General features: G+C 42.7%; 13 protein-coding genes. 4 read left to right on the top strand and 9 right to left on the bottom strand.

Features of this window, described 5'->3' with window-relative positions; translation table 11 throughout:
- Nucleotides 1–693: 693 nt before the first annotated feature.
- The gene (locus tag F6K38_RS26320) at nt 694–1,242 is read right to left on the bottom strand and encodes a shikimate kinase (protein WP_008190629.1); all 549 of its coding nucleotides are present in this window, start codon (nt 1,240–1,242) and stop codon (nt 694–696) included.
- 243 nt (nt 1,243–1,485) lie between these two features.
- Here F6K38_RS26320 and F6K38_RS26315 point away from each other — a divergent pair, with 243 nt between their 5' ends.
- Together F6K38_RS26315 and F6K38_RS26310 are read left to right on the top strand one after the other, a co-directional pair.
- The gene (locus tag F6K38_RS26315) at nt 1,486–1,695 is read left to right on the top strand and encodes a hypothetical protein (RefSeq protein WP_008190626.1); all 210 of its coding nucleotides are present in this window, start codon (nt 1,486–1,488) and stop codon (nt 1,693–1,695) included.
- Nucleotides 1,696–1,926: 231 nt separating this feature from the next.
- A complete protein-coding gene (locus F6K38_RS26310; RefSeq protein ID WP_287357998.1) occupies nt 1,927–2,127 on the top strand; it encodes a hypothetical protein in 201 nt (66 codons plus the stop codon).
- A gap of 166 nt (nt 2,128–2,293) precedes the next feature.
- Here the strand turns inward: F6K38_RS26310 and F6K38_RS26305 are convergent, their stop codons facing one another.
- From F6K38_RS26305 to F6K38_RS26285, 5 genes are all read right to left on the bottom strand, one after another.
- Nucleotides 2,294–2,944 carry a hypothetical protein gene (locus F6K38_RS26305; protein WP_081431888.1) on the bottom strand — a complete coding sequence of 217 codons (651 nt, stop codon included), beginning with the start codon at nt 2,942–2,944 and terminating at the stop codon, nt 2,294–2,296.
- Nucleotides 2,945–3,177: 233 nt separating this feature from the next.
- Nucleotides 3,178–3,795, bottom strand: coding sequence for a flavin prenyltransferase UbiX (locus tag F6K38_RS26300; RefSeq protein WP_008190620.1), 618 nt, complete (start codon nt 3,793–3,795; stop codon nt 3,178–3,180).
- Nucleotides 3,796–4,158: 363 nt separating this feature from the next.
- Nucleotides 4,159–6,411 (bottom strand): ribonuclease R family protein, encoded by a 2,253-nt coding sequence (locus F6K38_RS26295; protein WP_044495596.1) that lies wholly within the window; start codon nt 6,409–6,411, stop codon nt 4,159–4,161.
- 579 nt (nt 6,412–6,990) lie between these two features.
- A complete protein-coding gene (locus F6K38_RS26290) occupies nt 6,991–7,113 on the bottom strand; it encodes a hypothetical protein (protein ID WP_267872120.1) in 123 nt (40 codons plus the stop codon).
- 552 nt (nt 7,114–7,665) lie between these two features.
- Nucleotides 7,666–7,788, bottom strand: coding sequence for a hypothetical protein (locus F6K38_RS26285; protein ID WP_287357995.1), 123 nt, complete (start codon nt 7,786–7,788; stop codon nt 7,666–7,668).
- Nucleotides 7,789–7,904: 116 nt separating this feature from the next.
- Here F6K38_RS26285 and F6K38_RS26280 point away from each other — a divergent pair, with 116 nt between their 5' ends.
- On the top strand, nt 7,905–8,714 hold the full coding sequence (locus tag F6K38_RS26280; protein ID WP_287253713.1) for a slr1353 family protein: 810 nt from the start codon (nt 7,905–7,907) through the stop codon (nt 8,712–8,714).
- Nucleotides 8,715–8,718: 4 nt separating this feature from the next.
- Here F6K38_RS26280 and F6K38_RS26275 read toward each other — a convergent pair whose 3' ends face one another.
- A complete protein-coding gene (locus F6K38_RS26275) occupies nt 8,719–8,853 on the bottom strand; it encodes a hypothetical protein (protein WP_287357993.1) in 135 nt (44 codons plus the stop codon).
- Between the two features lie 511 nt (nt 8,854–9,364).
- Here F6K38_RS26275 and F6K38_RS26270 point away from each other — a divergent pair.
- Nucleotides 9,365–9,565 carry a hypothetical protein gene (locus tag F6K38_RS26270; protein WP_287253711.1) on the top strand — a complete coding sequence of 67 codons (201 nt, stop codon included), beginning with the start codon at nt 9,365–9,367 and terminating at the stop codon, nt 9,563–9,565.
- Nucleotides 9,566–9,612: 47 nt separating this feature from the next.
- Here F6K38_RS26270 and F6K38_RS26265 read toward each other — a convergent pair whose 3' ends face one another.
- The gene (locus F6K38_RS26265; protein ID WP_287357990.1) at nt 9,613–9,780 is read right to left on the bottom strand and encodes a hypothetical protein; all 168 of its coding nucleotides are present in this window, start codon (nt 9,778–9,780) and stop codon (nt 9,613–9,615) included.
- Between the two features lie 374 nt (nt 9,781–10,154).
- On the bottom strand, nt 10,155–12,930 hold a 2,776-nt coding region (locus tag F6K38_RS26260; RefSeq protein WP_287357988.1), incomplete at its 5' end, for a COR domain-containing protein.

The following is a 12,930-nucleotide window of genomic DNA, read 5'->3' as shown; positions in this document are numbered from 1 at the left end:
AGACGTTCAAGTCGTTAGACCCAATGGAGCAATATGTACGCTCTACATATTTTTTACGTTGCCTACTTATGATTAGATAGTATCTCTCTACTTTTAAAGTTTATTGTTTATGCTTTCATTATAGCACCAGGGTAAGCGCAAGAATCAATAAGCTGTAGCTTATTGAGAAAAAACTGGGTTCATTCTCAACTATTAAACTCTATTGAGAATAAAGTTCTACGAGATTATAGGGGTTTCGAGCCACGATCAACCGATATCCAGCCAATGCACATTATGGGCAATTTTTTCTTGCGCTTACCCTGATTATAGCACATCTCTTACAAACTTTCATTGAAAGCCGTCGAAGGAAGGACGGGGCTTTAAACCCAAAATTTTCGGTAACCATTAAGCTATCAGCTAATGCGCTACGCGCACGCTTGGCCTGTGGCCACGCTGCTTGAGGTGCGAACAGCTATCAGCTAATGCGCTACAGATGGTGCTACTTTCGGTGCTTATGGGCGATGGGCACGCTACTGTTCGCGCAGCGTGCCCATAGCGCAATCGGTGTTTTTGAATAAAATAAGCTGACTGCTGACCGCTGACTGCTGAATGCTTACTTAAGTGTTAAGTGTTAAGTGTTAAGTGTTAATTGGCTATCAACCTATAAAGATCCAGAAAGATAAGTATTCAACCTGACACGACTGTCCACTAACCCTAATTTTTTTGTGTAGATTTTTTAAGAACTTTCGGAATTTCTGTGATCACTCGTGAAGCAATCTGTGGTGGAGTCTCCCCAAAATCTTCACAGATGTGAAGGTCAGCTAATTCATAAAGACTCCGTCTTTGGTCAAGAATTTTCTGCAATTCTAAAGCAGGATCAGGTTTCTGTAGTAAGGGGCGAGTGGTATCCTCTTGCAAGCGTTCGATTAACATTGCCACAGGGACATCCAACCAGACCACCAGACCATAATGCAGATAACTCCAATTTTGGGGTTTAAGCACAATACCACCTCCTGTAGCAACGATCAATTGCTGATAAGCCGATAGTTGCGATAGTACCTGAGTCTCCAGTTGTCGAAAGGTTTCTTCTCCGTCCTCAGCAAATATCTCGTTAATCGTTTTACCTGCAATTTGCTCAATCAGGGCATCTGTATCACAAAAACCATAACCTAGCTCACTAGCTAGTAAACCTCCAACAGTAGTTTTGCCAGCGCCCATCATGCCAATCAGAAAAACATTGATGCCCTTCAACAAGTCATTCACGCATGCCCTCCCCGGTCTAATCAGTGATTACCCTTAGTTCACACTTAATCAACGGTACCACTCTAGGATTCCCACTGGGAGACAGCCTTTCACATTTATGTTATTATTCACAATAGCTTCATCTAAACTTCATCCCAACAAACCCGATGTAGCGTGGTTTTGGGGAGCCAGTGAGGCCACAGGGGGTGCCCACTGGGCTTACTAAGGTGCTCCCGCAAGCCTTAACACACAGGAACCTTGACCATGAGGGACTGGCGTGGTTTTCCCCATCTGGGACTGGATCTAGACAAAGGCAGCGTGGAAACCGTCATCATTTATGTGGCTATGTGGCGGAGGAAGCAAGACAAGGCGGTTTTAACCGCCGTCATTATAAAAGTAGCCAGAAGCTTAGGGTTAGGCTTAAGCCGACTAGGTAAGCGGTGTTTAAGCACCGTTTGCCTGGTGTACCTTTAGACTGAATACAAGTCCAAACTTGGCACGAGGGTAAAATAATCCCCGGTTCTCTAGACCAGGGAAACTCAAATATGTGTAACGCACAGTTTCTAATCCCTGGCATTTAACTACCTGATGAAGCAGCTGATTTCGGTGTCTCACAAAACTATCCCACTAGTGAAACAGATAGTTAAACCGATCTACTGGTTTTCACTAGTGGTCACTCCATCTAAAGTAGGGGTAACAAAGTAAATGTTGCTAATTCGTGACATTGTCAAACAAGCTCTCACCACCGGTTATCTTACCATAGAAGCCGAGGATAAATTACGCAGGATGCTCCATCAAAAACCTAAAAAGTACGATTTGGCGGATCTCGATGCCTTTATGGCCTTACAGGAAGCTGCCATGACTGGTCGCGTGAGGCAACAATCTCGCGAACAAATGAATCATTAGCCAAATGGATAATTGACTAACTATCTAACAATAGCAGCCAAGGAGTGACCTTTCACTACCTTGGCTGCTATTGTTTGACTAGTAATAAACAAAGTCAACAGTGAGTTAGGATTGCTATATAACGTAATTAAACATTATTGACACACAAATATTGACACAAAAAGGGTTATTCAAAGTCTTCATCATCCTCAAACCCCCAGTCCTCTTCATCCTCTTCAGGCTGCTTAGCTACCGTCTTGTAAGGTGGATTAATTACTCGAAACTTGGCATCGTAAACTGTTTCGGATTTACCAACACCTGAATTTCCAGGTTTCCGATAACTATAGGAATACACAGAGTCGCTTTGATCACTACTTTCGAGTTCTTTGCTCAGGTCATAGCTAGTGGGATCCGCAATAGTTGTGTGTGAGGTCGAATCTTGCTTAACCCCTTGGCGACCTGATGAAACTCGATCTGAATCCTGATCTTTGTCAAAGTCCCAGTCTTTACTACTACTTTCTTCCCAATCCGAGACCGGATCATCTTTTGAGGTTTCTTTCGAGGCTGGACGCTCACGAGTTTTATGCTGCCTCGTCTGGGTTTGATTACTTTCGCGACGGCTATATTCAGAAAATAATGGCTCGTTGTCCGGTGGTTCAGAATTTCGACGAGAGTAACGCCAAGCCAGGTAATTGGGGAGTCGTAGGCTGATGCTGGTTAGAACTCCAGCTCCAACGGCACCAACAATCCACAAGGCTAGAGGTAGAGGTGGTGTCTTCATGCCTAGAAAGACCAACGGTAGCACTGGCAACCAATTATCGACAACAAACAGTGCCAATCCACCTATTACCAAACATAAGAATATAATAATCCTAAACATAAACCAAGGGCTTGAAGGTTACAGGTTAAAGGTTGCTTGAGGGGTGATGAAGATTGATCAGCATATGTCCGGCTCAAGGCAGAAACGTCTGACGATTTAGCCTCCTACTACTTCCTCTTTGAAATCTGCCCTATTTTCCCCATCTTTCCGATATCTTTATTTGCTTACCTATCATAATAACTATGTTGAAGCTAATCAGTACTTCTGCCCTGCCATCGTTTTAGGGGAATGCAGTCAATGTCTAACTGGTCTAAAGCACGAGCTACCACAAAATCCACCAAATCTTCGATGGTTTGAGGGTTATGGTACCAAGCCGGTATAGCTGGAACAATTCTAACTCCTGTTTCTGCTAACCTGGTAAGGTTACGCAGATGGATTAAGCTAAAGGGTGTTTCACGAGGTACGATTACTAGCTTACGCCCTTCTTTAATTTGAACATCTGCTGAACGCTCCAGCAGGTCAGTACTGAAGCCCGCAGCCATTTTTGCTACGGTATTCATACTACAGGGCATGATCACCATTCCTAAAGTACGGAAAGAACCACTAGCAATGCTGGCTCCCACATCCCCCCACCGATGACAAATGAGTTTGCCCCCCTGATCGACTGCTGCTTGCTCACGCCAGAATTGTTCTTGTAGATCGGGTTCTAGAGGCATGCGAATATTTTGCTCTGCCTGCCAAACCATATAGGTAGATTTTGAGGCCACCAGCTCAATAGCATAGTCAGCCTCTAGTAAATATTTTAAAGCCCGTACAGCATAGATTAGCCCAGATGCACCGGTGACACCAAGAATTAAAGGAGTTGTCATTAGTTGTGATTAGTCAGTAGTAAAATCATGTCCGGTGTCATGTAAGCATTCAGCTATCAGCTATCAGCTAATAGCTTAAATTGTTAATTAACAAAAAGGAATCAACCCTATTAGAATCAAGCATATTATACAGCGTTTTTCATAACTATGAGGTAAACAAGTTTTTTTTCCTGCTCCGAAGTCCCTGCTCCGAAGTCCCTGCTCCGAAGTCCCTGCTCCCTAAAACCGATAAGTTTGTACCTCACCGAATTTAAAACCGCTGTAAGTGATTAACCGGACTTAATATCATTTCATTAGTAGTGAGTGGTTAGTGGTTAGTGGTTAGTTAACCTTCTAGTAACCTACTAACCACTCACGAATAACTTACTCCTCTAAATCTTCGTTACTAGCAAAACTACCACCGCTTACGGTTACCAGGTCAATTTGTTGACGGTAATAATCCACACTCTTGACTTGGACTTCGACGCGATCGCCTAATCGATAGGCAGTGCGATTTTTGCGACCGACTAGGCAGGCGTGACGGGAGCGATACTCGTACCAGTCATCCTTGAGAGAGCTAACATGAACCAATCCTTCTACTAACAAGTCTTCAATTTCGACAAAAAAGCCGTAGGATTGAACCCCAGTAATCAGACCGCTGAAGATATCTCCTGTACGCTCTTTCATCTGTTCAGCTTTCTTTAAGCCCTGTAAATCCATCTCTGCATCCATGGTGATTTTTTCACGGTCATTGAGATGGGGAATTAATGTAGTTAACTGATTTTCTAACTCTTGGTGAATTTCTGGTGGTAAAACATTCCAGTTTATATTACCTTGACAGCTGCTATGATTCAGATTTACCCGGTCTTTGGAACGGGTAGAACGACGGTCTCTTCCTTTTTCAAATACCAAATGCAGTAACTGTTGTACCCATAAATCCCCATAGCGCCTCAGTGGTGATACTCCGTGAGTATAGCCAGTATCCAATGCTAGACCAAAGTGCGATCCTGGTTTAGAACTATAACCTGTTGGTTTTAAGGTTGATAACAACAAATAGATCAATACTTTAGGTGCTATGGATTTGGCAAATAGCTGGGTAAAGCCTTGATAGTCTTGAGGGGTAATAGTTTCCTCTTGCTCAAGCTGCATATCATGCTCTAGATTCATGCCCAACCTCATCAAATCCTGAAGCCCATCCCAATCCGGTAGCCCCTGGACACAGTAAATCCCTGGCAAAGTTAGGGCTTGGATGTGGGTAGCTATTGCTTGATTGGCTAAGATCACTAATTCCTTCAACAAAGACTGCATTGGTACTGTTGAAGAAACCTCCAGAGCCCCCACTCTCCCTTCATCTTTATAGGGGTATGGAATCTGGGACAAATTTAGGTCAAAGGCACCCCGCTGCTTTCGTTGCGCCCTGACTGCTGGACTCAAGGTAAAAAACAGTTCCTTGAGTATGTCCACCACAGGTGCCAATTCTGAGTCAGCTTCCTCATGTCCCCCCAGAAGGGATTGAGCCTGCTCATAACTGAGCTGGTAGTGTACCTGGGTTATGGACGGTTGAATCTGATATTCTACTACCTTACCAGCTTCGTCTAGAGTGAGTAGTACGGAGATGGTTAAGCGGTCTTGACCTGGTACTAGGGAACAAAGCTGGGTAACGGCGTCCGGTAGTAAAGGCAATATCACATCGGACAGATAAACTGCTGTACCCCTTTTTCTGGCTTCATCCGCCAAGGGAGAGTCTGGAGGGACAAAGTAAGCCACATCAGCAATATGTATCCCCAGTTGCCACTGATTTGCTTCAGTTTTTTCTAGAGTAAAGGCGTTTTCTACAACTACCTTTTCTGAGTTAGCTAGCTTATCTTCAATGATAATGGTTAGAACCTTTCGCAAATCTAGGCGCTCGCTATAGTCGGATTTTTTCAGCTTTTTCGGTAAGTTATCAGCGGCTAGAAGTACCTCATCAGGGAAGTTAGAGCGTAAATCGTGCTTGCAACAGACAATGTCGGTGTCAGCGGCATCTTCTGCATCACTTCCTAAAATACGGGCAACTTTTCCAAGGGGAGGGTTTTGTCCTAGGGGGTAGCGTAGCACTTCTACATGAACCAGATGCTCCACTGCTTTTTGTAAGATTTCCTGATCTGGTTCAAGATCTAGTTCAAACAAGAGTCGGTCATCAAGGGGAAAGGCTCGGTAACCATTACCAGTTTCCTTGACTCGCGCTAGCACTGAAGGATTTACCCGTTCCAGAATTAACCGCACTTCTCCTTCAGGAGAGCGGCGTCGGCTACCTTCTTTGGTAACTTTGACTAGGACGCGATCGCCATTCCAGGCAGTACTCAGATTACTCTCCCGAATGTAAATATCATCGGCTCCCTCGACTTCTTGGATGGCAAAACAAAAGCCTTTACTGGAACACCGCAGCTTGGCTTCCACCACGTCTTCTTCGTAAACACGCCGATACCTGCCGCGATCTTTAACCAGAATTCCTAATTTTTCCAGTACATCCAGGGAAATCTGGAGTTTTTTGAGACTGTCTTTGTCTTGGCAACCAAGTTTTTTTTCTAAGACTTTGGGTGCCACTAGTTTATCATCAGTAAAATTAGAAAGTAATGTAGCGATTGAAAATTCCATCCAACAATCCTTTTCGTCTGATCGTGGTTTTTGCTTGTTGCCCTTAAGAGCATGCGATCGCATTGGTAGGACAGTCCCTGATGCGATCGGGTCATCGGCTGAACATTGAAAGGCAAGCCAGGTGTACACTTCTCCAGCAGCAGAGAATAGTGCATCAGTAATCCCGGGTAGCTGAACTTGTTCCACCCCTTGTGTTTCTTTCCCAGGAAAGGGTATCCACTGATGGTTTGCCTAAACTGGTTAACCGACTCTGTTGTTTTTGTTCCGAAGCAAGACTAAGGTCAGGGTAACTTTTTAGGCTAATGACTCACCTAACAAAGCCTGCGGGATTTTTGAGATTGAGGTTGGTCAATAGCCAGTGATTCAAACGCCATGGCACCTTCTTTGAGTTACGGTTTGAGGAACCTAGGACGATTGTTTCGTTGGCGAAGTTATCATCAAACGGGTAACTAACAGGCAGTTATGTATAAGAAGCAACCGATTCAAAGAGTGAGTTTCTCCAATGCCACCCAGAATATTCGGCTAAAACTCTTATGTTCAGACACTGCAATAATCGGAACCATTACGCTTCCTGGTAACTTAGTCCCCTTGCTTTGCCGATGCTTTAGCCCCTGGGGCAAAAGAGAAGCTAGCCAACGTCTGGTCAGCCTCGGAACTGTGTTCAAATTCCCCAGTTATATCTACTACTAGTCTACGTGACATACTCCTACACTAACTCTTCGAGTTCAGTGTAGGCTTCTTGCCAACTCCACCCAACGGTTAGGATACTCGGCAAGCTTTATTAACGACACGAGATGCCCCTCCGCGCCGGAACAATACAAAAAAGTTCTATTTTTAGCAAGTAGGTGGCGGTTAGCTCTTAATTTCATTACCCTACTATGTTCATTATAGATGATCACAAAGTATAAAAGTTCTTATCCGCCATTCATGTCACGCCGACATGCAAGTTCGGACGTGGGGCATAAGAGCAGATTAAGCTAAAAGGCTACGGACTACATCAGCAGATGACAGCTCTTGTGGAAGATAGTAGGTGTGGGCAACGAGGGGAACTTGGAGGTTTACCCGCCCTCTGATTTCCTATTCCTAGAGCGCCTGGAAAAAAGGAACTTTAGTTGTACTTGGCTGTACTGCTCCACTGGATCAGGAACAGAACAGAAATTCCTTTCTCCTAGGTCTGTTGAAGATTGTAACCACAGAATACTTTCACTAAGATGACCATTTTTGAGCGAGCTTACCAAATATAGTTTTATTGTATCATGTTTTATTGTACATCAACGGGAGTAGAGAATCGGGAACAAATGTTCCGGTGATCCGTAGATATGCTGTTCCGTTGTCTTGATGCAGTCGCTCATGGGGGAAACCACGCCAGTTGCTCATGGGGGGAACCCCCAAGACCGCACTGGCTCCCCAAGACCGCGCTGCATCGCTTGCTACAGTTTTCGGGTAAAGCTATGCTATGATATAATGCTTAGATTTGGGCAGGAAATGGTTTTATGTTTACTCAGTTCCGAGATCGTTATCCTCAAGGCAGCTTGATCAGCGATCTTTTAGCAATTGACCATGGTCAGTACATAGTACGTTGCTCAGTTAAAGTTGAGGGTACCATCTTGGTCACCGGTCTAGCTGCTGCCCAAACCGTTGAATTAGCAGAAGACCAAGCCAGACTTAGAGCTTTAGCTGCTTTAGGCATGGATAGCACCAAAGGGATTGATCAAAACAAGGATATTCCCAGAGCAAAGCGTGAGGTAAATCTGCCGCTGCAACCATTGCCTCGCTATGATGTTGGCTCGACCTCAGCAAGTCAGGAACAGACTCAACCCAATCATCATTTTACTCAAGCTAGTCGAACCAGTGACACCAGTAGTTACTCTTTCTCAGAGTCAAGAGCTAGAGAGGTTAGGGAAACCGCTGCCAATATCCCATCAGTAGAACCAGTAAGGAACTTTAGCAATGATTCCTTCTCAAGGGAAGTAGAGACCTCTGTGCCAGCTGACATCCCTAAGAAGAGGGAGCCAATTAGCTACCAGACCTCACCACCTGATCCTCCAGTTCAGTCATATTCTCAAAATACCATGGAGACTAACACCAGTGACATGGGATCATTGAGTTCTGGGATTATTGACCATTCTGACATCATTACTAAAACTAATGTAGAAATGAAGCGTCTGGGTTGGACAACTCAACAGGGGAAAGACTATCTTCTACAAACTTACGGTAAGCGATCGCGTCAGCTGCTTAGTGACAAAGAATTAATGTCTTTTCTGGAATATCTAGAATCTCAGCCCGTACCTTCAGATTCGTAAGTTATTAGCTATAGGAAAGGGAATCGGGCATCGGGCATCGGGAATCGGAACCCACCCCTAACCCCTCCCAGGAGGGGAACGGGAATCGGGCATCGGGCATCGGGCATCGGGCATCGGTAAAACATCCTGTGTAACTCATAGTTATCAAAAACGCTGTCAGTAAAATTAGATCAACAACAAAAGCGATGCTCAGCCAATAGTATCGCTTTTTTTTATTAATATTAAATCGTAAACTCTCAGCTCTCAGCTCTCAGCTCTCAGCTCTCAGCTCTCAGCTCTCAGCTCTCAGCTCTCAGCTCTCAGCTCTCAGCTCTCAGCTCTCAGCTCTCAGCTCTCAGCTCTCAGCTCTTAGCTCTCAGCTTATTAGCACGCTACGCGAACATCTTTTGAATAAAATGGGCTTTTACCTAGACTTTAAATTCTCATTAATCTATCAATATTAAATTCTTACTAAATAGGTTAATTTTAAACTGAATGCTGATAGCTGAAGGCTGTTCACGTAGCGTGCGCATAGCGCTTAAGCTTAGCTTTTAAATTAATTGCAACTTCTCCATAAAACCCCCAAAAAAAAGTTTTTTTAAAACCCTTGACAAATTAATATATAATCATTATGATTATATATATATAACGTCGAGTTCAAAAATTAAAACATGTCAACAGAATTTAACCCAAACCTAAAAAAATACCCTGTTGAGCACACTCTGAAAGGCTCTCGTAAAGCAGTAACCTATAGCATGCACACCCTCTATGTATTTGGGTATGCAGAGATTTGCGAGTGGAGTCCTCTGGAGCCGACGGAGGTTCCAGGGGAAGTGAGGACTACCATGATGAAGTATTGGCTGTTGCCATAACACGTTGTCTTGATGCAGTCGCTCATGGGGGAAACCACGCCAGTTGCTCATGGGGGGAACCCCCAAGACCGCACTGGCTCCCCAAGACCGCGCTGCATCGCTAAATTTCTGGGGGGGTTTCCCCCCTTGCAAAGGCTCCTGGTCTTTTCGCGTAGCGTGGCCTTTGGCCAATAAAATAAGATCACATCAGGTTTGGTTTGGGATCTGACTGACATGACAATTTCAATCCACTTACTGTGGCATTGAAAAAGCCGTAGACATAATATCTACGGCTATTTTTTTTATTTTTAGACTTATATTTTTTGTAAGCATTCAGCGGTCAGCCGTCAGCGGTCAGCCGTCAGCGGTCAGCCGTCAGCGGTCAGCCGTCAGCGGTCAGCCGTCAGCCTTCAGCCTTCAGCCGTCAGCCTTCAGCTGACGTAACAGAGATTAAAGCAATGCTTACTTGTTTTATTCAAAAGCTGTGCGCGTAGCGCATAAGCTGATAGCTGAAAGCTGAAAGCTGAAAGCTGAAAGCTGAAAGCTGATCGCTGATCGCTGAAAGCTGAAAGCTGATCGCTGATCGCTGATCGCTTATCTTGCCTTTTTCTCAAAATATCTTACTAATCAAACCTGGTAAATCCTTACATATAGTTACCATATTAGCAGTAGGAGACAAAGCAGCAGCAGTTCCCATGAGTATTTTCATCGCCTTCTTAACTACTTTCTTCACAGCACCATCTTCGGAATTAGTTAAACCAGAAGCGATCGCTTCAATTTGTTCTAGGGCTTCTGCTTTGTCTTCGTCATCCAAATCTTCTGCTAAGACTGCGCTTTGCAGTTGACTGAGTAATTCCTTCAGTTGTTTTTTATCAGGCTCAGGCTCAAAGCTAGGTAACTGGTTGATAGTATTAGCAACTGTACCACTAATCTCACCTAAGTTAAACGCACCAGCAAAACTATTTGTTACTGTAGCGTTATCCGATATATTTATATTTTGACTTTTATCGTTGATATTAGCCATGATTTCAGAATAATCTCCAGAAATATTACCGTGTTGTGATAATAGCAATACTAATTTTTGAATATCGCCTTTAAACTGAATGGATTGATTACTATCTTGTGGATCGTTAGATACTAACTTGTTCAAATCTATTATATCACCAAGTAAACTCAAAACATTCACCATCTCATAGCTTGTTTGACATTGAATGGTGTCTTGCTGGTCTTCTATAAATTTTAGCAATGTTTCAAAGGGATAAGAATGTGGCGACTGACTGTCTTTACACTTATGGCAATTACAAGGTATTAATTTACTGCACTTCAATCGCTTATAAGAATGATTAATTTTATCTAGTTCGTGAGCAACTATAGTTAATAATCCCCGCTTATCTCTACCAGTAACCCTAATTTTAATCTCCCGTTTACCGTAATATTCAATCACTTCAGCTTTGGTGTTGTCCTTAGTTAAGATGACGCCACTTTTCCAAACGTATTGTTGTTGGTCAATATACTGGTGCATCACCACAATCAAGCGAGTGATAATACCCTTGGGCATAAAATCCGGATAAGTGTAGCGTAAAATCAGATTGTGGGATGGATCCCAGTCATAGTCTGGTTGATTATCGCTGAGGAGTTGAGGGGCGATAAACGTATCTTTGCTGTCAGGAATTTGATAACAAAGTTGGAATTTATTCATTAGTTCTAGTAATTCTCCTCTGGTAGAGGCATACTTTTCGTCTTTCCAAATACGTTTTAAATCGTGGCGGGTAAACTTTCCATTGTTATTAATAACGTCATGATTATCCAGCACGTTGTAAACCGCATCGGTACCCCATTCTGGTTTAATAATGACTATTTTATATAACAAGGAATCTTCTTGATCCTGGAAATGAAGACATACTCCTAAATCGTGGAGATATCCGCTTAACTGTAATTTATCTTCTAGTAGAGTAAATCCATTGGTTTCACAGATATCTAGAAATTTATCAAGAGAGATATAATTACGGGAATCGTTTTCTAAGGCTTGACGCACCATTACCCAGGTTTTCGGTAATGGTTGTCCGACGTGAGGTAAATTTTGAATGTAATATTGAATAGCAGCGATAATCTCTGCTAACCCTCGGTTAGTTTTGAGGTTAGTAGCGAGAGTGGCTTGGAGATTGGTAAACTTTCCTCGCAAAGTTCTTTCGTTAATGTCCCTGCGGCGGTCTTGTTTCTCGTTTTTAATAATCAACAGGGGGCTATTATCACTAAATTGTTCTACAATATTTAGCCAATAATCAAAATCCGTATCTTCTTTACGACTATCCGTAACCAAAATATAGAGAGAACGTTTACTTAAAAAAAACTGATGGGTGGCATGATAAATTTCTTGCCCGCCAAAATCCCAAATATTGACGTTAAATTCTCGTACGTTATCTAGAGGAAAACTCCATTTGATAACATCAATGCCTTCTGTAGACTGTTGATTGTCTTGGAGTTGGTATTGGGGGTCTTGAATTTTTTTAGCTAAACTAGTTTTGCCTGCTCCGGCCTCGCCCACAATCAACAACTTAGCTTCATAGATATAATCTTTTCCTTCTTGTTTTAATTGCCGAAAATATTGTTTAATAGAACCTACCCCTTTACTGACAACTTCTGGCGGTGGAACAACCAGGGGATTTTCCGATAACTCTAGCTGGGTTAAATTAGAGAGATTTCCAAAAGATTCGGGCAGGGTGGTTAGTTGATTATTCCATAAATGTAGCCTGGTTAAATTGGATAGATTCCCAAGAGATTCCGGCAGAGTTGTTAGTTGATTACCCGATAAATGTAGCCTAATTAAATTGGATAGATTCCCAAGAGATTCCGGCAGAGTTGTTAGTTGATTATTCCATAACTCTAACCTGATTAAATTGGATAGATTCCCAAGAGATTCCGGCAGAGTTATTAGTTGATTATTCCATAATTCTAGTCTGGTTAAATTGGATAGATTCCCAAGAGATTCCGGGAGGTTTGTTAGTTGATTGGTCTCTAAATTTAGATCGGTTAAATTGGATAGATTCCCAAGAGATTCTGGTAAATTTATTAGTTGATTGAAGGATAAATATAGATGAGTTAAATTGGATAGATTCCCAATAGACTCTGGAAGGTTGGTTAGTTGATTGAAGGATAAATATAGATGAGTTAAATTGAATAAATTACCAATATACTCCGGAATTTTATCTATTTTGTTATACTTTAATTTTAATACTTTAATTTGTTTGAGTTCAAAAACTTCCTCTGGTATCTTGGTCAATGGTTGGGATCGATCTGAAACTAAATTAACGAAAAGTTTTAATATTGTATTATCTGAGTAATTACTCAAATCTAGGATTTCAAGGTTTTTTTCCCTGGCTTCTTGG

Origin of the sequence: Moorena sp. SIO3B2 (assembly GCF_010692525.1) — a bacterium.
Taxonomy (GTDB): domain Bacteria; phylum Cyanobacteriota; class Cyanobacteriia; order Cyanobacteriales; family Coleofasciculaceae; genus Moorena; species Moorena producens.
Note: the sequence above shows the minus strand (reverse complement) of the source record. Positions and strands in the feature narration are given on the sequence as shown.